The following is a 23,178-nucleotide window of genomic DNA, read 5'->3' as shown; positions in this document are numbered from 1 at the left end:
GTTTTCACTGAACCCACCCTGCGGTCGCGGGTCATAATTCCTGCCACATTCAACCCCACCAATGATCGATCCATCCAATCGCCCCACACGCCTGCTGCGATTCGTCGCCGGGTTCGCGCGATGGTCGCTGGGCTGCCTGCTGGCCTTGTGGCTGCTGCTGGCCGTGGCGTGGGGTGCACTGCATGGCTGGATTGTGCCGCGTATTGGTGAGTTTCGCCCGCAACTTGAGGCGCAGGCCGCGCGGGCGCTAGGGGTACCGGTGCGCATCGGGTCGATCGCGGCGCGCTCGGAAGGTTGGCTCCCTTCGATAGAGCTGCTGGATGTGGCGCTGCTGGATGCCCAGGGGCGGGCCGCGCTGCAACTGCCGCGCGTGGTGGTGGCCCTGTCTCCGCGCTCTCTGCTGAACCGGGGTTTCGAGCAGCTCTACATTGAGCAGCCCGATCTCGACATCCGCAGGCAGCCAGATGGCCGCATTGTGGTGGCGGGCCTGCGCTTCTCCGAGACCCCGGGCGAGAGCAGCGAGGCGGCAGACTGGCTGTTTTCCCAGGGGGAAGTCATCGTCCGGGGTGGCACCCTGCGCTGGACCGATGAGCAGCGCGGCGCGCCCGAGCTGGCGCTGGAAAATGTCGATGTGCTGCTGCGCAACAGCAACTGGCAGCACCACATGCGCATTGCCGCCACGCCGCCGGCCGCCTGGGGCGACCGGTTCACGCTGACCGGGCGGTTTCGCGCGCCGCTGCTGCGCGTACGCGACGGCAACTGGCAGCACTGGAGCGGCCAGCTCTTTGCCGATTTTTCGCGCGTGGATGTGTCCCGCCTGCGCCACCACGCCGACCTGGGCGTCGAGGTGGCACAAGGCCGGGGCGCCGTTCGCGCATGGGCCGACGTACAGCGCGGCCAGATCGTGGGTGGCACGGCCGACCTGGCGCTGACCGACGTCCGTGCCACGCTGGGGCCGCAGCTCAAGGCGCTGGCGCTGCCATCCATCGCAGGCCGACTGGGAGCCCGACGGCTGGAAGGGGGTTTGGAGCTCCATACGCAGGGGTTGCAGTTCGAAACCGATGATGGCCTGGTGTGGCCCGGCGGAAACCTGCACCTGCAATACACGGAGGCCGCAGGCAAGGCGCCCGCCCAGGGCGAGCTGCGTGCAGACCGCCTGGACCTTGCCGCCCTGGCCCAGATTGGCAGCCGGCTGCCCATCGGTGCCACCGCCCACACGGCGCTGCAAACCTACGCTCCCCGGGGACTGGTCGACGAAGTGCAAGCCACCTGGCGCGGTCCGCTGGAGGCCTTGCAGCAATACCAGGTGCGCGGCAAGGTCACCGGACTGGCCCTGGCGGCTGGCGAGCGCGAGGCGGGCAACACCATTCCCGGCCTGCGCGGCGCCAGCATGGACATCGACATGACCCACACGGGCGGCAAGGCCAGCCTGGCCATCGCGTCGGGCGCTCTGGTCCTGCCCGGGGCGTTTGAAGAGCCGGTCCTGCCGCTGGACCAGTTGAGCGCAGAGCTGCGCTGGCAGGTGGAGGGGCAGCGCCTGGCGGTGCAGGCGAGCAATGTCCGGTTTGCCAACGCGGACGCGCAGGGTGAGTTGCGCGCCAGCTGGCATACCAGCGATGCCAGCCAGGGCCCCCACTTTTCGCGCTTTCCCGGCGTGATGGACCTTACGGGAACGCTGGTGCGCGCCGACGGCACCCGCGTGCACCGCTATCTGCCCCTGTCCATCCCGGCCGAATCACGCCACTATGTGCGCGATGCCATCCAGGCCGGCAGTGCCAGCAACGTGCAGTTCCGCATCAAGGGCGACCTGAACCATCTTCCCTTCAACGATCCCCGCCAGGGAGATTTCCGCATTGCAGCCCGCGTCAAGGATGTGACCTATGCCTATGTTCCACCCCGGCTGCAACCCCGCGACGCACTGCCCTGGCCCGCACTGACGCAACTGTCGGGCGAACTGGTTTTCGAGCGTTCGTCCATGCAGGTGCGGGGCGCCACCGGGGGTTTTGCCGGCACACCGGGCGTGCGGCTGGCCAAGGTGGAAGCGCAGATTCCCGATCTGTCCCACACCGTGGTCGCCGTCAACGCCGATGCCCGCGGGCCGCTGGCCGAACTGCTGACCATCCTGCGCACCTCGCCGCTGGCGCGCATGACGGGCCACGCCCTCGACCAGGCCAGCGGCACGGGTCAGGCCGGTTTGCAGCTGCGGCTGAGCCTGCCGATCTCCGACATCGACCAATCGAAGGTGCAAGGCAGTGTGGTGCTCGCGGGCAATGACGTGCATATCACCCCCGAAACACCGCCGCTGTCGCGCGCACGCGGCACCGTGCAATTTACCGATACCGGCTTTTCCGTGAACGGGGTGCAGGCGCACGCACTGGGCGGCGACCTGCGCCTGGAAGGCGGCATGCGTGCGCTGCCTGCCAGTGCCGCCCCGACGGAGTCCGCCATACAGCTGCGGGCGCAAGGCACCGCCACCGCCGAGGGGCTGCAGCAGGCACGGCAGCTGGGCATGCTTTCGCAACTGGCCCGCAGCGCCACCGGCAGCACGCCCTACACGCTGGCGCTGGCATTTCGCAGGGGCATCCCCGAGATTCTGGTCACCACCAGCTTGCAGGGACTGGGGCTGGCGCTGCCCGCGCCGCTGGCCAAGACCGCCGATGCCACGCTGCCGGTGCGCTTTGAGACCCAGGTCGCCCGGGAATCCCTGGGCGCGGTTCCCACAGGCACGGCCATGCCGCCAGTGCGTGACCAGCTCACATTGGACCTCGGCCCGCTGGGATCGGCCAGCTACCTGCGCGAGCACCAGGGCAACCAGACGCGCGTGGTGCGTGGCGCCATCGGCATCGGTCTGGCGGCGGGCGAAACCGCGCCCATGCCGGCGGACGGTGTGGCGGCCAACATCCATTCAGCACTGTTGGATGTGGACGCCTGGGACAAAGTGCTGACCCAGGCGACCACCACCGACGCCGCCACCCCGGCAGCCGGCAGCGCCGGCAGCGCGGCACCGGACTATCTGCCCACCACCTTCGCCGTGCGTGCGCAGACGCTCACCGCGCAAGGGCGCACGCTGCACAACCTGGTGGTGGGCGGCTCGCGGGAGAACTCCACCTGGCGTGCCAACCTCGACGCCGATGAGCTCAATGGCTATGTCGAATACCGGCCTGCGGGCGCCCGGGACAACCCGGCGGGCCGCATCTTTGCCCGCCTGGCGCGCATGAAGCTGCCGCAGAGCGCCGCCACGCAGTTCGAGGCGCTGCTGGATGAGCAACCCGGCACGATACCCGCGCTGGATATCGTGGTGGACGATTTTGATCTGCGGGGCCGCAAACTCGGCCGCGTGGAGATCGAAGCGCAGAACCGGGGGGAAGCGGCCCAGCGCGAGTGGCGGCTGAACAAGTTCAACATCTCGACGCCCGAAGCCAGCTTCACCGGCAGCGGCAACTGGGCGGTGCAGGCCGGTGGCGAGCGCGCGCTGCGCCGCCGCACAGTGATGGATTTCCAGCTCGACATCCGCGACTCCGGCGATCTGCTCGCCCGTTTCGGCATGGAAAACGTGGTGCGCCACGGCAAGGGCCGCATGCAGGGGCAGGTGGCCTGGATCGGTGCACCCATGAGCCCGGACTACCGCTCCATGACCGGGCAGATCAACCTGAACGTGGAGTCTGGCCAGTTTCTCAAGGCAGATCCGGGGCTGGCCAAGCTGCTCGGTGTGCTGAGCCTGCAGGCCCTGCCGCGCCGCCTGACGCTGGATTTTCGCGACGTGTTCAGCGAGGGTTTCGCGTTCGATTTCGTGCGGGGCGACGTACGCATCGAGCAAGGCGTCGCCATCACCAACAACCTGCAGATGAAGGGCGTCAACGCGGCGGTACTCATGGAGGGCAAAGCCGACATCGGCCACGAAACGCAGGACCTGCATGTGGTGGTGGTGCCTGAAATCAATGCCATGACCGCCTCGCTGGTCGCCACGGCCATCAACCCGGTCATTGGACTGGGCAGTTTTCTCGCCCAGGTGTTTCTGCGCGGCCCCCTGATCGAGGCGGCCACCCAGGAATTCCGGATCGATGGCACCTGGACCGACCCGAACATCGTGCGCATTGCCCGGCGTGGCCGGGAGTCTGGCAGCGCCGCCGTGCCTCCGGGTACCGCACAAGGACCCAAGGCGCCTGCCGCGCCTGCAGGAGAGCCCTCATGAAAGTCGCAGCACTGCAGATGGTCTCCGGCACGCAGCGCAGCGACAACCTGGCCATGGCCCGCCGCCTGCTGGAGCACGCCGCAGCCGCAGGGGCCGAACTGGCCGTGCTGCCCGAGTATTTTTGTGCCATGGGGTTGCGCGACATCGACAAGCTGGCGTTGCGCGAAACCCCGGGCGAAGGGGTGGTGCAGGCGTTTCTTGCCCGCGCTGCACAGGAGTTGCAGATGTGGGTGGTGGGCGGCACCCTGCCCATGCAGACCGGTGATCCGGCGCGCGTGCGCAACACCACGCTGGCGTATGCCCCGTCGGGCCAATGCGCTGCGCGCTACGACAAGATCCACCTTTTTCGGTTTGACAACGGGCGTGAGCATTTTGACGAGAGCCGGGTGATCGAGGCGGGGGCTGCACCGGTGCACTTTGACCTGACAGCACGCACGGGCCACACCTGGCGCGTTGGCCTGAGCGTTTGCTACGACCTGCGCTTTCCCGAGCTGTACCGCCTATACGCCCATGCCGGGGCCGACCTGCTGCTGGTACCCAGCGCCTTCACCCACACCACGGGACAGGCCCACTGGGAACTGCTGCTGCGGGCGCGGGCGGTGGAAAACCTGGCCTACGTGCTGGCCCCCGCGCAGGGCGGAGTGCACGAAAACGGCCGCCAGACCTGGGGGCACAGCATGCTGGTGGACCCCTGGGGCCAGATCGTCAACACACTGGCGCAAGGCCCGGGCGTGGTGCTGGGCGACCTGGATGCCGGGCGCGTGCGCCAGGTGCGCACGCAGTTGCCAGCGCTGGAGCACCGCGCCCTGTGACGCTGCCGCCACGCACCCGTACACCCTGGCAGCGCTGGCGCAGCGCCTGGCGCCGGTGGTCGCTCTGGACCCTGCTGGTGGTCCTGGTGGCGTCCATGCTGATCACGCTGGTGTGGCTGGCCGGGCGTTACGAGGCCAGCCAGGTGCAGTCCCGGCTGGAGCGGGATGCAGCAGACGCGGGTTCCGACATCCGCACGGCGCTTTCACGCAACGTGCAGAGCCTGCAGGCGCTCCAGGCGGGCGACCCCGGCCTGCTGGCCTGGGAGGTCAATGCGACCGAACTGCTGCGCCTGCGCCGCGAACTGGTGCGCATCGAGTGGCGGGACAACAACCTGCGCCTGCGCGCGCATGCCCAGACGCCCTACCGCCCCTTGTCGTGGGATGCCGCGAGCCGCGAGGACGCGCATACCGATGCGGCACTTGCCTGCACCAATGCCCGCCGGTTGGGCGCGCCGGCGTATTCGGGCAGCTATTTCCAGCCCCATGGCGATGGCATGGGGTCGGAGATGATGGAGCTGTGCCTGCCACTCAACAGCGCCGGGCGTCCGTCCGGCTTCCTGGTGGCCACCTATTCACTGCAAGAAATGCTGGTGGACCTGGTGGGGCACAACCTGACCCGCAGCCAGGAGGCCTCGTTCACCGAGGCCGATGGCACCCGGCTGGCCGTACTGGGCGCGGCCAGACGCGGCACGCGCATGTTCACGGCCCAGCAGCTGCTCGATCTGCCGGGGACCACGCTGGTGCTGCGCATGGACCGCTGGCACGGTGCACCCAATCTCTTTCCCAACGTGCTGACCGCGCTGGTCACCGCCATGTCGATTGCGCTGGTGACCGTGATGGTGGTGCTGGTGCGGGACAACCGGCGCAGGCTGCGTGCAGAGCGGGACCTGGCGGATGCGCTCGCCTTTCGCAAGGCCATGGAAGACTCCCTGGTGACGGGCCTGCGCGCGCGTGACCTGCAGGGGCACATCACGTACGTCAACCCCGCGTTCTGCGCCATGGTGGGGTTCAGCCCGCAGGAGCTGCTCGGGCAAAGCACGTCCGCCCCTTACTGGCCGCCCGAATATGCCGATGAATACCGGCAGCGCCAGGCCACGCGCTTTGCCGGTGGCATGCCGCCGCGCGAGGGCTTCGAATCGGTCTTCATGCGCAAGGATGGCACGCGTTTTCCGGTGCTCATCATCGAGGCCCCGCTGATCAATGCCCAGGGGCTGCACACGGGCTGGATGAGCGCATTTCTGGACATCAGCGAACAGCGCCGCATCGAAGAACTCTCCCGCGCCTCGCAGGAACGCCTGCAGGCCACGGCGCGACTGGCCACCGTGGGCGAGATGGCGTCGCTGCTGAGCCACGAACTCAACCAGCCTCTGGCGGCCATTTCCAGCTATGCCACCGGGTCGCTGAACCTGCTCGATTCCAGCGCCCCCGGCAACCTGGAGGATGTGCGCATGGCGATGCAGCACATTGCCCGCCAGGCCGAGCGTGCCGGACGCGTGATCAAGAGCGTGCACGATTTCGTCCGCCGCCGCGACCAGACCCGCGAGGCCGTTCCGCCCCAGGAGCTGCTCGATGCCATCCTGCCCCTCATCAGCCTGCAGGCCCGCAAGCTGGGCGTGCGCGTGCACACCACGGTGGAGCCCCATCTGCCACGCACGCTGTGCGACCGCACCATGGTCGAGCAGGTGTTGCTGAACCTGGCGCGCAATGCCATGCAGGCCATGGACGACCCGGCCATCCACCCGCGCATTCTGGACATCCGGGTGCGGCGGGGGGCGTCCAATGCCTACAGCGGGTGGCTGGAGATCTCGGTCACCGACGGCGGCGTCGGCATCGCGCCCGAGGTGGCACAGCAGCTGTTCACGCCGTTCTTTACCACGCGTGCCGAAGGCATGGGCCTGGGCCTGAGCCTGTGCCGCACGGTGGTCGAGCAGCACGGCGGCTTCCTCGCGTACGAGTCCCATGCGCCGCGTGGTACGGTATTCACCTTCACCCTGCCCGTCTGCCAACCGACCCCGACCTGATGGAACCTGTATCCGACGCTATTGTGTACATCGTGGACGACGATGCGGGCGTGCGCGAAGCGCTGGCCTGGCTGCTGCGCTCCCGCCGCCTGCTCAGCGAATCGTTCGACAGCGCAGAGGCTTTTGATGCGATGCGGCTGGCACATCCCGCGCTGCGCCAGCCCTGCTGCCTGCTGCTGGATGTGCGCATGCCGGGCATGAGCGGCCTGGCCCTGTTCGATGTGCTGCTGGCGCGGGGCGAGCTGCCCGCCATGCCGGTCATCTTCCTGACCGGCCATGCCGACGTTCCCACAGCGGTTGATGCCGTCAAGCGCGGCGCCTTCGATTTCTATGAAAAGCCTTTTTCCGACAACGCACTGGTGGATCGCATCGAGCAGGCGCTGGCGCAGTCGGCAGCCCAGCTGGAACAGGTGCGCCAGCGCAGCAGCCTGCAGACACGCCTGCACGATCTGACCGAGCGCGAGCGCGATGTGATGGACCTCGTGGTCGCCGGCCTGCCCAACAAGCTGATCGCCGACCAGCTGGAGATCAGCGTGCGCACGGTCGAGGTGCACCGTGCGCGGGTATTCGACAAGATGCAGGTGAAGTCGGCGGTGGAGCTGGCCAACCTGCTGCGCACCGGGCCCTGACGGACCACCGGTGCGCCGCTGCGTACCGCTTTAGCCGCGGGGACGCTCACCCACGTAAATTTCAACCCGGCGGTTGCGGCTGCGGCCCTGTGCCGTGTCGTTGGTGGCAATGGGCTGGCGCGCGCCCATGCCTTCGATGGAGATGCGGCGCCCATCAACGCCCCGGCCCGTGAGGTAGTTGCGCGTGCTGGCCGCACGGTCCAGCGACAGCGGGTTGTTCACGGCGTCGCTGCCGGTACTGTCGGTGTGGCCGATGATGCGCACGTCCGTATTGGGGTTGTTGCGCAAGCCGTCAGCGAAGCGGTCGAGCACCGGGGCAAAGTTGGACTGGATGTCCGAGCGGCCCACGGCAAAGGAGATATCGCTCGGGATATCCAGCTTGAGCTGGTTGTCCTGCGTCTGGGTCACGGCGATGCCCGTGCCCTGGGTGGCCTGCTCCATCTCGCGCTTTTGGCGCTCCATGTTCTGCGACCAGATGTAGGTGCCCAGGGCTCCCACGCCGGCACCCACCACGGCACCCGTGCCCGCGCGACCGCCCGTGGCCGAACTGAGCACGGCGCCCGCCAGCGCGCCCACGCCCGCGCCCGTGGCGGTGCGGCGCTGGGTATCACTCATCTCGGCGCAACCGGTGGCCAGGATTACAACGGCGGCGACGCCGGAAAGAAGGTATTTGCGCATGGCTAGGCTCCTTGTGAATGATGGGACGGCATACAAATCCGATATTGACTCGGAATTGTGACTCTACGCCTTCGAAAGCATATCGGCCAGCCTGCGCGCCTTGTGTAGGACGAAAGCTTGCGAATACCAGCCCTGCATTCATTGCGCGGGCGGGTCGGTGCCATCGTCCGGCGGTGCTTTCAGTTCACCCCGCTGGCGACCGGAAAACATCGTCCACCAGACAATCAGCACAAGCACCGCCAACGCCAGCAACGCTTCAAGCAAAATCAGCCCCATGAAAATGACACTCCTGCGCCTTGTGATGACGGCGCTGATTGTAGGAACGCTGGCGGCCTGCTCCACCGCGCCCACGCCAAGCCCCGCGCGGTCCGGGGCCATCCCGGCGCCGCCGCCCACCGCAGGCGTGGCCCTGCCGGGCGACACCGCACCGCTGCCTTCGGCCATGGTGCAGCCCAGGAGCCGCTGGGTGCCCGTGCGCTGGGCCGAACTGCCCGGCTTTGCCGACGACGCCCTGCACGAAGCCTGGAACGCCTGGATCAAGGGCTGCGAGCGCCCGGCGCCCGCCTTCGCCCCCCTGTGCGGCGAAGTGCGCCAGCTCAGCATTGCCAGCGCCGAAGAGCAGCGCGCCTGGATGGTGCAGCGCCTGCAGCCCTACCGCGTCGAGACCGCCGATGGCAATGCCGAAGGCCTGCTCACCAGCTACTACGAGCCCATGATCGACGCCGCACGGCAGCCCGGCAACGGCTACACCGTGCCGGTGTACGGCCTGCCCGCCGGCCACGGCGCCCGCAAGCCCTGGTACACGCGCCAGCAGATCGACACCCTGCCCGAGGCCCAGGCCGCGTTGCAGGGCCGGGCGATTGCCTGGCTGCGCGACCCAATCGAATCCATGGTGCTGCACATCCAGGGCTCGGGCCGGCTGCAGATCACCGAGGCCGACGGCCGCATCACCACCGTGCGCGTGGCCTACGCCGGCACCAACGACCAGCCCTACCAGAGCGTGGGCCGCTGGCTGCTGGACCAGGGCGCGACGCGCGATGCCACCTGGCCGGGCATCCGCGCCTGGCTGGCGCAGAACCCGCAGCGCACCAACGAGCTGCTGTGGAGCAACCCGCGCTATGTGTTCTTTCGCGAAGAGCCCTTGAGCCCGCTGGATGCCCGGTTCGGCCCGCGCGGCGCGCAGGGCGTGCCCCTCACGCCCGGCCGCTCGATCGCCGTGGACCGCCAGAGCATTCCCTATGGCACGCCGGTATGGCTGGCCTCCCGGGGCCCGCAGATCTCGATGCAGCGCCTGGTGATGGCGCAGGACACCGGCAGCGCCATCGTGGGCGCGGTGCGGGCCGACTATTTTGCCGGCTGGGGCGCCGAGGCGGGCGAGCTGGCGGGGCGGCTCAAGCAGGGCCTGCGCCTGTGGGCGCTGTGGCCGCGCTGAGCGGGCCGCGTCGAAGCGAATCCCCTTGCAGTATCAGCGCTCCATGAGGTAGCGCACTACCTCGGGGGGCGATTCACCCCGATGGAACGCCAGCTTGCGCTCGCGCAGCGCCACATCCGACGCGGTCACCCGGTCAAAGCGGCGCAGGTGCTCGGTCCAGGACTCGTCCACGATCTGCTCCACATAGCGCGCCGGATCGGCCAGGTCGTGCAGCAAATCGCACGACAGCGCCCCCTGGCGCAGGCGGCTGCGGCGGCTTTCCTGCATGAGGGTGCGAAATTCCGTGGCGCGCGCCGGGTCGATGGTGTAGGTGATGGTGACCACCACGCGCCCGGCCTCGGGCGGCGTGGCCGCCACGGGCGCCTTGAAGGCCTGCGAAGGACTCAGGTCCTCTTCCATGTGGCGGTCGGTCACCAGGCGCTGCACCAGGGCCATGGCGACCACGCCGGTCAGCGCGGCCAGCGCCAAGCTGAGGTGCACCGACGCCACCGTGGCCACCTGCCCCCACAAGGCGGCGCCCAGCGCGGTGGCGCCCATGATGGCCATCTGGAAGATCGACATGCCGCGCGCGCGCACCCAGTTGGGCAGGGCCAGCTGGGCCGACACGCTGAGCGAATTGGCCGTGGTGATCCACGCCATGCCCGCCAGCACCATGGCGGGCACGGCCACATAGACATTGGATGCCATGGCCATCACCGCCATGGCGGCTGCCTGCAGCAGCGTGCCCCGGCGCACCAGCACATCGCGCGCCATGGCCTGGCGCAGGCGCGGCAAAAACATGGCCGCCACGATGGCGCCCGCCCCCATGGAGGCCAGCAGCAGCGTGAACGTTCCCGCGCCACCGCCATTCAGCCCCTTGGCCACCAGCGGCAGCAGGGCCATCAGCGCCGTGGCGTTCAGGAAAAACACGGCGATGCGCCACAGCACGGCCCGCATGCGCGGCGACTGGTGCACGAACTGCAGGCCCACGCGCATGGCACTGGGCAGCTTTTCGCGGCCCAGCGGGCTGGGCACATGGGCGCGCTTCCAGCGCATGATCACCAGGCCCGACACCACCGAGAGTACGGCGTTGAGCACAAACACCCAGGCACTGCCGGCGCTGGCGATGATGGCGCCGGCCAGCAGCGGGCCGATGATGCGCGAGGCGTTCATGGCCACGCCGTTGAGGGCCAGCGCCGCGGGCAGCTGCGGACGGCTGACCAGCTCGGGCACGATGGCCGAGAACACCGGCCAGCGCATGGCCAGGCCGATGCCGTTGGCAAAGGTCAGCGCCAGCAGCAGCGGCGCCGTCATGCCGCCGGCCAGCACGGCCACGCACAGCACCAGCGCCACCACCGCCACCCAGAACTGCGTGGCGATGAAGTAGCGCCGCCGGTCCAGGATATCGGCCAGCGCCCCGCTGGGCAGGCCCAGCAAAAAGACCGGCAGCGTGGACGCCGACTGCACCAGCGCCACCAGGATGGGCGACGAGGTGAGTGTGGTCATGAGCCAGGCGGCCGCCACGTCGTTCATCCACATGCAGGTGTTGGCCGCCACCCAGGTGAGCCAGAGCATGCGAAATACCGGCACCGACAGCGGCGCCAGCGGCGAAAGAGAGGCCCGCTGGGCCGCGCTTTCGTCCAGCCTGGCGGTGGCGGCCTCTTCGGCACCCAGGGCGGCCGCCGCCACATCGGCCGGCGACGGGGCGGAATCAGGGGATGGGACGGGAAAAACGCCGTGGGCGCTGTCGTGGGGCGGCTGTGGAGGCATGGCTCGCCATTGTGCTGCGTAAGGGCGCGGAGCGCAGCGCCCGCCTGCGCGACCCGGAGTGGACCAGGGTCTGGTTTTCGCTGCAACTGGAGCAAAACAGCCTACATCGCCTTACCAGAAAGCACCTTATGCTATCGAATAAATAGCGCTCAGGAGCGCCCGCGGGCCAGGTGCGTGAGCGGCAAGGCGCTGCTGTCCTTCACCTCGCCCAGCGAAAAGCTGGTGTGCATGTCTTTCACATTGGGCAGATTGAGCAGCACATCGCGGGCAAACAGCGAGAAGCTGTCCAGGTCGCGTGCCACCACCTGCAGCTCGAAGGTGCCGGTGCCGCTGATGTAGTGGCAGGACACCACTTCGGGGATCTGCCGGATGGCCACTTCCATCGCACGGGTCAGGTTGCCCGTGCTGCGGTCGGCGTCCAGCCGCACGAAGGCCAGCACCCCCAGGCCGATCTTGTGCCGGTCGATCTCGGCGTGGTAGCCCTTGATGAAGCCTTCTTCCTCCAGCGCCCGCACACGCCGCCAGCAGGGCGCGGCCGACAGGCCCGCGCGCTGGGCCAGTTCGGCGTTGGTCAGCCGGGCGTTGGCCTGCAGTTCGCCCAGGATGGCGAGGTCAAATTTGTCCAAACTATGCATGATTTTCAGATTCTAAGAAAGATCCTTTCTGAATCAAGGGTAAACGTGGCATGAAAACGCAAGCACATAGCGCGTCACAGTGCCTAAACTGCCTGCAAAGCCATTCCACGCCAAAAGGCTGCCCACCCGGCGGCCTTTTTGGCTCGCCCCCCTTCTGGAGCACCACCATGAACGCCCCCCTGCCCGAGCACATCCGTAAAGCGCTGGAAACCGTCACGCTCGACGACAAATACACCCTGGGCGGAGGCCGGGCCTTCATGAGCGGCGTGCAGGCCCTGGTGCGCCTGCCCATGCTGCAGCGCCAGCGCGACGCCGCTGCGGGCCTGAACACCGCCGGCTTCATCAGCGGCTATCGGGGCTCGCCGCTGGGGACGTATGACCAGTCGCTGTGGGCCGCCAAGAAGCACCTGGCCGCCAACAACATCGTCTTCCAGCCCGGCGTGAACGAGGAACTGGCCGCCACGGCGGTGTGGGGCACGCAGCAGCTTGACCTGTACCCGCAAAGCAAGAAGTTCGACGGCGTCTTCGGCATCTGGTACGGCAAAGGACCGGGCGTGGACCGCTGCTCGGACGTGTTCAAGCACGCCAACATGGCCGGCACGGCCCAGCATGGCGGCGTGATTGCGATCGCGGGCGACGACCACATCAGCAAGAGCAGCACGGCAGCGCACCAGAGCGACCATATCTTCAAGGCCTGCGGGTTGCCGGTGTTCTTCCCGAGCAACGTGCAGGACATTCTGGACATGGGCCTGCACGCGTTTGCCATGAGCCGCTTTTCGGGCGTGTGGTCGGGCATGAAGACGATCCAGGAGGTGGTGGAATCGTCCAGCAGCATCAGCGTGGACCCGGATCGCGTGCAGATCATCCTGCCCGAAGACTTTGCCATGCCACCGGGCGGCCTGCACATCCGCTGGCCCGATGCGCCGCTGGAGCAGGAGGCGCGCCTGATGGACTACAAGTGGTATGCGGCCCTGGCCTATGTGCGCGCCAACAAGCTCAACTACAACGTGATCCAGGGCCCCAACGACCGCTTCGGCATCATCGCCAGCGGCAAGGCCTACAACGACACCCGCCAGGCCCTGGTGGACCTGGGGCTCGACGACGACACCTGCCGCCAGCTCGGCATCCGCGTGCACAAGGTCAACGTGGTGTGGCCGCTCGAAGCCACCATTACCCGCGACTTCGCGCAGGGCCTGCAGGAGATCCTGGTGGTGGAAGAAAAGCGCCAGGTCATCGAATACCAGATCAAGGAAGAGCTCTACAACTGGCGCGCCGATGTGCGCCCCAACGTGCTGGGCAAGTTCGACGAGGTCGAGGGCGACAACTCGGGCGGCGAGTGGTCCATGGCCAACCCCGGCCAGAACTGGCTGCTGCGTGCCAAGGCCGACCTCACGCCCGCCATCATCGCCAAGGCCATTGCCAAGCGCCTCAAGAAACTCGGCGTGCCCGGCGACACCATCGCCCGCATGGATGCGCGCCTGGCCATCATCGAGGCCAGCGAACGCGCCATGACCGCGCTGAAGGTGGACACGGGTGAGCGCGCCCCATGGTTCTGCAGCGGCTGCCCGCACAACACCAGCACCCGCGTGCCCGAGGGCTCGCGCGCCGTGGCCGGCATCGGCTGCCACTACATGACGGTGTGGATGGACCGCAGCACATCCACCTTCACGCAGATGGGCGGCGAGGGCGTGAGCTGGGTGGGCCAGGCACCGTTCACCAAGGACGCGCATGTGTTTGCCAACCTGGGCGACGGCACCTACTTTCACAGCGGCCTGCTGGCGATTCGCCAGAGCATCGCGGCGGGCGTGAACATCACCTACAAGGTTCTGTACAACGATGCCGTGGCCATGACCGGCGGCCAGCAGGTGGGCGAGCGGCCCGAGGGACATTCGGTGGCGCAGATTGCGCACAGCCTGCGCGCCGAGGGGGTGGTGAAACTGGTCGTTGTCACCGACGAGCCCGAGAAATACCACGGCCGCACGCACCGGCTGGACAGCAGCGCCGTGCGCGCCGGCCACCCCGAACTGATCAACGACCTGCCGCCCGGCGTCGAGGTGTTTCACCGCGACGAGCTCGACCGCATCCAGCGCGAATTACGGGAAATCAAAGGCTGCACGGCGATCATCTACGACCAGACCTGCGCTACCGAAAAGCGCCGCCGCCGCAAACGCGGCTCCCTGGTCGACCCGGCCAAGCGCGTGGTGATCAACGAACTGGTCTGCGAAGGCTGCGGCGATTGCTCGGTGCAGTCCAACTGCCTGTCGGTCGAGCCCGTGGAAACCGAATTCGGCCGCAAACGCCGCATCAACCAGAGCACCTGCAACAAGGACTATTCCTGCCTCAAGGGCTTCTGCCCGAGCTTTGTGACCGTGGAAGGCGGCCAGCTCAAGAAGCCCAGGAAGGAGAAGAAGGGCGACCTCTCGGCGCTGCCCGCCATCCCCGAGCCCGTGCTGCCGGTGGCCGAAAGCGCCTGGGGCATCGTGGTGGGCGGCGTGGGCGGCACGGGGGTGATCACCATCGGCTCGCTGCTGGGCATGGCGGCGCACCTCGAAGGCAAGGGCGTGGTCACGCAGGACGCCGGTGGCCTGGCGCAAAAGGGCGGTGCCACCTGGAGCCACATCCAGATCGCCAACCGGCCCGACGCCATCTACACCACCAAGGTCGATACCGCCAAGGCCGACCTGGTGATCGGCTGTGATTCCATCGTGGCCGCCCACAAGTACACGCTGGCCGTGATGCAGCCGGGCCGCACCTTCGTGGCCCTCAACACGCATGGCACGCCCACGGCGGCGTTCGTGACCAACCCGAACTGGCAGTTCCCGGGCGCCAACTGCGACAGCGCCATTGCGGCGGCTGTGGGCGCAGGCGGCGTGGGCAGCTTCGACGCGGAACAGGTGGCCACGCAGCTGCTGGGTGACAGCATCTACACCAACCCGCTGATGCTGGGCTACGCCTGGCAAAAGGGCCGCGTGCCCCTGACCCTGGCCTCGCTGATGCGTGCCATGGAACTCAATGGCGTGCAGGTGGAGAACAACCAGGCAGCGTTTGAATGGGGCCGCCGCTGCGCCCATGACCTGGCCTCGGTGCAGGCGCTGTTTGCCGCGGCGCAGGTGATCCAGTTCGTCAAGAAGCCATCGCTGGCCGAAATGGTGGGCAAGCGGGTGGAGTTCCTCACCGGCTACCAGAACGCCGCCTACGCAGCCGACTACCAGGCCTTTGTCGACAAAGTGAAGACGGCCGAAGCGAAGCTGGGCACCACCACCCGCCTGTCCGAGACCGTGGCCCGCTATCTTTTCAAGCTCATGGCCTACAAGGATGAATACGAAGTGGCGCGCCTGCACACCGACAAGGCCTTCACGGACAAGATCGCCGCCATGTTCGAGGGCGACTACAAGCTGGTGCACCATCTCGCGCCGCCCCTCGCGGCGAAGAAAAATGACAAGGGCGAGTTGGTCAAGCAGCCCTATGGCCCCTGGATGCGCAGCGCCTTTGGCCTGCTGGCCAAGCTGAAAGGCTTGCGCGGCACCGCCCTGGACATCTTCGGCAAGACCGGCGAGCGCCGCATGGAGCGCGCCCTGATCGGGGAATACCGCGCCTGCATCGACGAGCTGCTGGCCGGCCTCACCCCCGAGAAGCTGCCACTGGCCGTGGAGATTGCCAGCATCCCCGAAGGCATCCGCGGCTATGGCCATGTGAAGGAGCGCCACCTGAAGACGGCACGCCCGAAATGGGACGGCCTGATGGCGCAATGGCGCGGCGGCCAGACGACCGCGCCCCGGCGCCAGGCGGCCTGAACCCGCGCCATGGCCCGCGGCGCCCGGGGGCGGCGCGGGTTGCAACTATCAAAAAGAGAGCATTTGGCGCTTGCCCATCCAGCGCCAAAGGCTCTTTTCTTCAGCAATTGCGACGCTCCCTCGGCAGATCCACCGTGAGCGGCTAACACCCGGCACCGGCTTGGGTCTTAGCCCTTGGGTGCCGGGCGGGGGGCCGCATACAATGGTCTGTTTCGCCCCGGCAGGTGCGTGTCAAGCGTGTCTGCGGCGGGTTCTGTGTGTTTCGACCATCCATTGTGGAGTCCTGTCCGTGTTTATTTCTTCTGCTTTTGCCCAGACCGCTCCTGCTGCCGCCACGGGTGGCGGTGACATCATGTCCTCGCTCACGGGCATGCTGCCCCTGGTGCTGATGTTCGTGGTGCTGTATTTCGTCATGATCCGCCCCCAGATGAAGCGCCAGAAGGAGCACCGCGCCATGATCGACGCCATTGCCAAGGGCGACGAAGTGGCCACGGCCGGCGGCATCATCGGCAAGGTCACGCGCCTGTCCGAAGGTTTCCTGCACATCGAGATCGCCAGCGGCGTGGAAGTGCAGATCCAGCGCAGCGCCGTGGCACAGGTGCTGCCCAAGGGCACGGTCAAGTAAAGATGCACATTCCCCTGAGCGGCTGCGCCGCTTCCCCCTTCTCGCGCGCAATGCGCGCGAAGGGGGACGATGCCGATGGCCTGGCCAAGCCAGTCCCACGGCATCCCTGGCAGGGGTTGGCGCCATGCGCCATGGACAACTGAGTAGAGCGCGATCATGAACCGTTACCCGGTCTGGAAGTACGCGATCCTGGTGATCGTGCTGCTGGTAGGTGCCTTGTACACCCTGCCCAATTTCTTCGGCGAAGCACCTGCTGTGCAGGTTTCGTCCGCCAAGGCCACCGTCAAGGTGGATGCGGCCGTGCAGCAGCGCGTGGAGGAGGTGCTCAAGGAGGCGGGCGTCACCCCCGACCTCGTGACGCTCGAAGGCGGCTCGGTGCGCGCACGCGTGGACACCCCCGACACCCAGCTCAAGGCCCGGGACGCGATCCAGAAGGCCCTGGTGCCCGACCCCGCCAATCCCTCGTACATCGTGGCGCTGAACCTGGTGTCGCGCTCACCGGCCTGGCTCACGGCCCTGCATGCGCGCCCCATGTACCTGGGGCTGGACCTGCGCGGTGGCGTGCACTTCATGCTGCAGGTGGACATGCAGGCCGCGCTGACCAAGAAGGCCGAGTCCTATGCGGGCGACATCCGCACCGCGCTGCGTGACAAGAACATCCGCCACGGCGGCATCAGCCGCGACAGCCAGACCATCGACATCAAGGTGCGCGACGAAGCCACGCAGACGGCAACCCGCAACCTGATCTCCGACCAGTTCCCCGACCTGCAGACCGTCAGCACGCCCGAGGGCAGCGAATTCAGGCTGCGCGCCACCATCAAGCCCGAGGCCACGCGCCGTGTGCAGGAACAGGCGCTCAAGCAGAACATCGTCACCCTGCACAACCGGATCAACGAACTCGGCGTGGCCGAACCCGTGATCCAGCAGCAGGGCCTGGACCGCATCGTGGTGCAGCTGCCCGGCGTGCAGGACACGGCCAAGGCCAAGGACATCCTGGGACGCACCGCCACGCTGGAGGTGCGCCTGGTGGACGAAGGCACCGAAGCGCGCGCTGCAGAAGCCGGCCGGGGCCCGGTGCCGTTTGGCTCCGAGCGCTACCTGGAACGCAACGGCCAGCCTGTCATCGTGAAAAAGCAGGTCATCCTGACCGGCGAGAACCTGACCGACGCCCAGCCCGGCTTCGATGGGCAGACCCAGGAACCCACCGTGAACCTCACGCTCGATGCCAAGGGCTCGCGCATCTTCCGCGACATCACGCGCGAAAACATCGGCAAGCGCATGGCCATCGTGCTGTTTGAAAAGGGCAAGGGCGAGGTGGTCACGGCCCCCGTGATCCGCTCCGAAATCGGCGGCGGCCGCGTGCAGATCTCCGGCCGCATGACCACGGCCGAGGCCAACGACACCGCGCTGCTGCTGCGCGCCGGCTCGCTGGCCGCGCCCATGGAGATCATCGAGGAATTCACCATCGGCCCGAGCCTGGGCGCCGACAACATCGAGCGCGGCATCCACAGCGTGGTCTGGGGCATGGTGGCCGTGGCCGCCTTCATGTGCGTGTATTACCGGTTGTTTGGCGTGTTTTCCACGCTGGCGCTCTCGGTGAACGTGCTGCTGCTGCTGGCCATCCTGTCGATGCTGCAAGCCACGCTGACGCTGCCCGGCATTGCCGCCATGGCGCTGGCGCTGGGTGTGGCGATCGACTCGAACGTACTGATCAACGAGCGCATCCGCGAGGAGCTGCGCGACGGCATGTCGCCCCAGGCGGCCATCCACGCGGGTTACGAACGCGCCTGGGCGACCATTCTGGACTCCAACGTGACCACGCTGGTCGTCGGTCTGGCGTTGCTGGCGTTTGGCTCGGGACCCGTGCGCGGTTTTGCCGTGGTGCACACCATCGGCATCCTGACCAGCATGTTCTCGGCCGTTTTCTTCTCGCGCGGCGTGGTGAACCTCTGGTATGGCCGCCAGAAAAAGCTCAAGAGCGTGTCGATCGGACAGGTCTGGAAAGCAGACGCCGACTCCGCCGTGGCCAAGACCAACTAAAGGAGGAAGACCATGGAATTCTTCGTTCCAGCATCACATGCGCTGCGCGCCTATGAGCTTCCTCTGAAAACTCCAACCAAGGAATAAAAATCATGGAGTTTTTCCGCATCAGAAAAGACATCCCCTTCATGAAGCACGCGTTGGTTTTCAACGCGATCTCCTTCATCACCTTTGCGCTGGCCGTGTTCTTCCTGATCACGCGCGGCCTGCACCTGTCGGTGGAGTTCACCGGCGGCACGGTGATGGAGGTGGCATACAGCCAGCCGGCAGAACTGGCCAAGGTGCGCGAGACGGTCTCCGGCCTGGGCTACCCCGACGTGCAGGTGCAGAACTTCGGCACCGCGCGCGACGTGATGATCCGCCTGCCCGTGCAAAAGGGGGTGACCTCTGCCCAGCAGAGCGAGCAGGTCATTGCGGCGCTGAAGACGGCTGATCCGGCCGTCACGCTGCGGCGCACCGAGTTTGTCGGCCCGCAGGTGGGCGAAGAGCTGGTGCACGGTGGCCTCATGGCGCTGGCCATGGTGGTGGTGGGCATCGTGGTTTACCTCGCTTTTCGCTTCGAGTGGAAGTTCGGCGTGGCCGCCATCATTGCCAACCTGCACGATGTGGTGATCATCCTGGGTTTCTTCGCGTTCTTCCAATGGGAGTTTTCGCTATCGGTGCTGGCGGCCGTGCTGGCGGTGCTGGGTTACTCGGTCAACGAGTCGGTGGTGATCTTCGACCGGATCCGCGAGGCCTTCCGCAAATACCGCAAGATGAACACGCACGAGGTGATCGACCACGCGATCACCAGCACCATGAGCCGCACCATCATCACCCACGCATCGACGGAAGCGATGGTGCTGTCGATGTTCTTCTTTGGCGGACCCAGCCTGCACAACTTTGCGCTGGCGCTCACCATCGGCATCCTGTTCGGCATTTACTCGTCGGTGTTCGTGGCCGCCGCCATTGCCATGTGGCTGGGCGTGAAACGGGAAGACCTGGTCAAGACAGCCAGGAAAGAGAACGAGGATCCGAACGATCCCAACGCCGGGGCCACGGTCTGACACGCTAGCATTGACGCATGGCTGCCCCCCCCCCTTCTCCTCCGCAGCGTCGACTGGCCCGCCAGGCGCGCCAGAAGTTTGTGGAAGGAGTCTGCGCCGGGTTGCCTGATGTGGACCAGGCGGTTCTGGATTTCCTGACCCAGCTGATGTCCCAGACCGGCACGCAGCGCGAGATGCAGTCGCGGCGCGATGCCTGGCTGCTGTACCAGCAGCACCACGGCGACTGGCTGGCGCGCATGGTCAAGGCCCTGCGCGATGCACTGGTTCCCCCTGTCAGCGCGACACGCGACAGCCGGGCCACTGGCGCGCAGTTCGAGTTGCTCAGCGACGATGTGGTGGAGAACAAGATCGCTGCCTCGCGCATGGCGCTCACGATCACCGAACAGGTCAGCCAGCAGTTCGACACGGTACGCCAGCGAACCCAGTCGCTGGAAGGCCAGGACCTCGACAGCAATGACATCCTGCGCCCCGAGGCCGTCTGCCTGATCGTCGTCGAGCAATGGTGCGATGCGGGCCTGCAGCGCACGGATCTGCTGACCGTGGTGGACCCCCTGCAGCGCGACCTGGCCAACCTGCTGCAAAAGCAGTACCAGGCTGTGAACGTGTTCTATGTGGAGCAGGGCATCACCCCGCAAAACAACCTGCGGGCGCGCGTGCGTCGGACCGACGGCGGTGCAGTGACCGGCAACGATGGCGGAGCGGGTGGACTGGCATCGCAGGCACTGGCGCAAACGCGGGGGGCCATGGCCGCAGCGCACGCAGCGCCACCGAGGCAGTCCCAGCCCCAGGGCATGGGAACGGCCTTCGCCACGGGCATGACGCCACTGTCGCGCGCACGCCTGCGGGCACAGGGCATCATGGGCCAGCTGCGGCGGCTGCTCACGCAGCCCGCCACCGGCATTGACCTGGTCCATGCGCCGCCCGCATCGGCGGCGCTGGCGCATGCCCTCACGGCCCACCGCGTCCAGGCGGACACCTATTACAACGGTGTCGCCACGCGCATCGAAGACTACAGCCCCGCCGCGGTGGTCCAGCTGGCGGGCGCAGTCCGGGAGCGATCCACCGAGTTGAAGAAAAAAGCCTCGACGGCAGGAGAGAAGGCCATCATCGAGGTGGTGGCGCTGATGTTCCAGAGCATTCTGGCCGAGGACCGCATTCCCCCCGCCGTGCGCGTGTGGTTCGCACGCCTGCAGGTTCCGGTGCTGCGCGTGGCGCTGGCCGAACCGGAATTCTTCAGCAACAGCGCTCATCCTGCACGCCAGCTCATCGACCGCATGGGTGCGTGCGTCATGGGATTTGATGCCACCACCATCAATGGCAGCGCATTGGAGGCCGAAATTCGCCGCGTGGTGCAGGTGATCGAACAGTATCCCGAGACCGGGCGCCGGGTCTTTCAACTGGTGTACGACGAATTCGAGAACTTCCTGTCGAAGTTCCTGACCGAAAAGCAGGCCACCTCGCACCTTGTCAGCGTGGCCCAGCAGGTGGAACAGAAGGAAACGCTGGCCATCCAGTACACGATCGAGCTGCGCACCATGCTGCGCGACATGCCGGTGCGCGACGAGATTCGGGAGTTCCTCTTCAAGACCTGGGCCGAGGTACTGGCCCTCTCGGCAGTGCGCGAGGGCCCACAGCACGCCGACACCATCACATTCAAGCGCACGGCCGCCGATCTGGTGTGGGCTGCCAGTGCCAAACCCCATCGCAGCGAACGGGCACAGGTCATCCAGAGCCTTCCGGGCCTGCTGCAGCGCCTGCGCCAGGGCCTGGTATTGATGGGGGTCCAGGGAGCCGCCCAGGATGCCCAGATCAAGGTGCTGACCGATACCCTGGCCGATGCCTTCCTGTCCAAGACCGCGTCCATTCCGCAGGCCCACATCGACGCCATGGCCAAGCGTCTGGCCAACCTGGAAGACTTCATCGGGGATGCCACGCTGGGAGACATGCCGTTCAATGCCGACAGCATCGAAATGATGCTCGGCATCGACGCCTCCTCCATCCACGTGATTGCCGACAACGGCGCCCCGGTGGACGATGCCATGGTGGCGTGGGCCCAGGAACTGCAGCGCGGTGCGTGGTTCACACTGGACCACAACGGGGCTTCGGCCCAGGTGCAGTACGCCTGGCAGAGCCAGCGCAAGCAATTGCACCTCTTCGCTGCCACGGACGGCAGCAGCTACCTCATCCAGCTGCGCCGGCTGGCGGCCTACCTGCAGTCCGGGCTGCTGGTGGCGCAGGACGAGGAAGGCCTGACCTTGCGCGCCACGCGCGACGCGCTGGCCAAGCTGGACGCCAATCCGGAGCGGCTGCTGGGCTGAGGCACCCCGGCCGGCAGCGCAGGGCCGCTCAGGCGCTGCCCATGCGCTGAAACAAACCGCCCGGCAGCCGGGCCACGGCACCGGCCAGCTCCAGCTCCAGCAGCTCGACCTGCATGGCGGCGGTGTCCATGCCCGTGCGCGCCATCAGTGCATCGAGCCCCACCGGATCGAACCCCATCGCCTGCAGCAATGCGCTTTCGGGCGGATGGGCGGGCGCCGTCCCAGGAGAAGCCGGCAGTGGTGGCGCCGATGCAGCGGGAAAGTGGAGTTCTTCCAGCACATCCTGCACCGACTCCACCAACTTGGCGCCCTGCCGAATCAGGGAATGGCATCCGCGCGACTGGGGTGCATGGATGGAGCCCGGAATGGCGAACACTTCACGGCCCTGCTCCACCGCCAGCCGGGCCGTGATCAGCGAACCCGATGCCAGTGCCGCTTCCACGACCAGCGTTCCCTGCGAAAGCCCTGCAATGATGCGGTTGCGCTTGGGAAAATTGGGCGCCAGCGGCGGTGTGCCCAGGGGGTATTCGCTGATCAGCAGGCCGTGTGCGGCGATGCGCCGTGCCAGCCCCAGATTCTGGCGGGGGTACACCCTGTCAAGCCCGGTGCCGACCACCGCAATCGTGGCGGGGAATGTGGCATCTGCCATTGCGCTGTCCAGCGCCCCCTCATGGGCCGCAGCATCCACCCCCAGCGCCAGCCCAGACACGATGGTCAGCCCCGCCGCATGCAGCGCACGCGCAAACTGCCGTGCGTTGTCCGCCCCCTGGGCCGTGGGATTGCGGCTGCCCACGATGGCCAGACAATGCCCGGTGGAAAAAGGCCGGGCGGCCCACAACGCCGCAGGTCCGATGCCATACAGCACCAGCGGAGGGTCTTCTGTGTCGAGCAGGGCCTCTGGGTAACGCGCATCGCCCAGGGTCAGGAACACCCGCTCAGTCCCGTCTGGCGCCGGCCCCTGAAGCCAGGCCCAGGTGGTCTCCAGTTGCGGCGCCAGGCCCTCGGGAACCTGGCTCAGGGCCCGGGCCTGCACGGGCGTGACGCACTGCCCCAGCGCCCCCTCGGATTGCTGAAAAATGGCGGCAGGAAGACCAAAAGCCGCCAGGAGGCGGCGGGCCGTGCTGTTGCCGACGCCCGGTGTCAGCGTCAGGCGCAGCCAGCCGGAGAGTTCATCGATGTCCATGGTCAGGACAGAGGAAACACACGG

At 67.2% G+C, this 23,178-nt stretch carries 15 protein-coding genes; 10 read left to right on the top strand and 5 right to left on the bottom strand.

What is annotated here, in order from left to right; genetic code table 11:
- Positions 1 to 61: 61 nt before the first annotated feature.
- The 4 genes from AC1RDS_RS16120 to AC1RDS_RS16105 are packed head-to-tail and all read left to right on the top strand — an operon-like array spanning position 62 to position 7,654.
- A complete protein-coding gene (locus tag AC1RDS_RS16120) occupies positions 62 to 4,192 on the top strand; it encodes a YhdP family protein (protein ID WP_348682696.1) in 4,131 nt (1,376 codons plus the stop codon).
- A complete protein-coding gene (locus AC1RDS_RS16115; RefSeq protein ID WP_092697859.1) occupies positions 4,189 to 5,004 on the top strand; it encodes a carbon-nitrogen hydrolase family protein in 816 nt (271 codons plus the stop codon). Before AC1RDS_RS16120 ends, AC1RDS_RS16115 begins: the two co-directional genes overlap by 4 nt.
- A complete protein-coding gene (locus AC1RDS_RS16110) occupies positions 5,001 to 7,025 on the top strand; it encodes a two-component system sensor histidine kinase NtrB (protein WP_287876981.1) in 2,025 nt (674 codons plus the stop codon). The genes AC1RDS_RS16115 and AC1RDS_RS16110 overlap by 4 nt, the downstream gene beginning before the upstream one ends.
- Positions 7,025 to 7,654: a response regulator transcription factor gene (locus tag AC1RDS_RS16105; RefSeq protein ID WP_287876983.1), complete on the top strand. Its 630-nt coding sequence runs from the start codon at positions 7,025 to 7,027 to the stop codon at positions 7,652 to 7,654. The genes AC1RDS_RS16110 and AC1RDS_RS16105 overlap by 1 nt, the downstream gene beginning before the upstream one ends.
- A 30-nt stretch (positions 7,655 to 7,684) precedes the next feature.
- Here the strand turns inward: AC1RDS_RS16105 and AC1RDS_RS16100 are convergent, their stop codons facing one another.
- Both AC1RDS_RS16100 and AC1RDS_RS16095 read right to left on the bottom strand, forming a co-directional pair.
- A complete protein-coding gene (locus tag AC1RDS_RS16100; RefSeq protein WP_026435544.1) occupies positions 7,685 to 8,332 on the bottom strand; it encodes a YiaD family glycine zipper/OmpA-like lipoprotein in 648 nt (215 codons plus the stop codon).
- A gap of 138 nt (positions 8,333 to 8,470) precedes the next feature.
- Positions 8,471 to 8,608 (bottom strand): hypothetical protein, encoded by a 138-nt coding sequence (locus AC1RDS_RS16095; protein WP_167544067.1) that lies wholly within the window; start codon positions 8,606 to 8,608, stop codon positions 8,471 to 8,473.
- Here AC1RDS_RS16095 and mltA point away from each other — a divergent pair.
- Entirely contained in the window at positions 8,607 to 9,764 is a 1,158-nt protein-coding gene (gene mltA / locus AC1RDS_RS16090; RefSeq protein ID WP_348682697.1) for a murein transglycosylase A, read from the top strand. The genes AC1RDS_RS16095 and mltA overlap by 2 nt on opposite strands.
- Positions 9,765 to 9,797: 33 nt before the next feature.
- On the opposite strand, the gene AC1RDS_RS16085 is transcribed toward mltA, so the two are convergent.
- Together AC1RDS_RS16085 and AC1RDS_RS16080 are read right to left on the bottom strand one after the other, a co-directional pair.
- A complete protein-coding gene (locus AC1RDS_RS16085) occupies positions 9,798 to 11,513 on the bottom strand; it encodes an MFS transporter (protein WP_348682698.1) in 1,716 nt (571 codons plus the stop codon).
- 149 nt (positions 11,514 to 11,662) lie between these two features.
- Complete coding sequence (locus tag AC1RDS_RS16080) at positions 11,663 to 12,148, bottom strand: Lrp/AsnC family transcriptional regulator (protein ID WP_348682699.1); 486 nt, start codon at positions 12,146 to 12,148, stop codon at positions 11,663 to 11,665.
- Between the two features lie 167 nt (positions 12,149 to 12,315).
- Between AC1RDS_RS16080 and AC1RDS_RS16075 the strand changes: the two genes are divergently transcribed.
- The 5 genes from AC1RDS_RS16075 to AC1RDS_RS16055 all read left to right on the top strand — a co-directional run bounded on the left by AC1RDS_RS16075 (position 12,316) and on the right by AC1RDS_RS16055 (position 21,971).
- Positions 12,316 to 15,942 (top strand): indolepyruvate ferredoxin oxidoreductase family protein, encoded by a 3,627-nt coding sequence (locus tag AC1RDS_RS16075; RefSeq protein ID WP_348682700.1) that lies wholly within the window; start codon positions 12,316 to 12,318, stop codon positions 15,940 to 15,942.
- A gap of 289 nt (positions 15,943 to 16,231) precedes the next feature.
- Positions 16,232 to 16,567 (top strand): preprotein translocase subunit YajC, encoded by a 336-nt coding sequence (yajC, locus tag AC1RDS_RS16070; RefSeq protein WP_026435549.1) that lies wholly within the window; start codon positions 16,232 to 16,234, stop codon positions 16,565 to 16,567.
- A 156-nt stretch (positions 16,568 to 16,723) separates the two neighbouring features.
- Positions 16,724 to 18,607: a protein translocase subunit SecD gene (gene secD / locus AC1RDS_RS16065; RefSeq protein WP_092697855.1), complete on the top strand. Its 1,884-nt coding sequence runs from the start codon at positions 16,724 to 16,726 to the stop codon at positions 18,605 to 18,607.
- 92 nt (positions 18,608 to 18,699) lie between these two features.
- Complete coding sequence (secF, locus tag AC1RDS_RS16060; protein ID WP_026435551.1) at positions 18,700 to 19,653, top strand: protein translocase subunit SecF; 954 nt, start codon at positions 18,700 to 18,702, stop codon at positions 19,651 to 19,653.
- A gap of 17 nt (positions 19,654 to 19,670) precedes the next feature.
- Positions 19,671 to 21,971: a DUF1631 domain-containing protein gene (locus AC1RDS_RS16055; RefSeq protein ID WP_287876998.1), complete on the top strand. Its 2,301-nt coding sequence runs from the start codon at positions 19,671 to 19,673 to the stop codon at positions 21,969 to 21,971.
- Between the two features lie 28 nt (positions 21,972 to 21,999).
- On the opposite strand, the gene dprA is transcribed toward AC1RDS_RS16055, so the two are convergent.
- Positions 22,000 to 23,154, bottom strand: coding sequence for a DNA-processing protein DprA (dprA, locus tag AC1RDS_RS16050; RefSeq protein WP_092697853.1), 1,155 nt, complete (start codon positions 23,152 to 23,154; stop codon positions 22,000 to 22,002).
- Positions 23,155 to 23,178: the final 24 nt, after the last annotated feature.

It is taken from the genome of Acidovorax sp. GW823-FHT02H02 (assembly GCF_058797075.1).
This window is presented reverse-complemented; position numbering and strand designations above follow the sequence as displayed.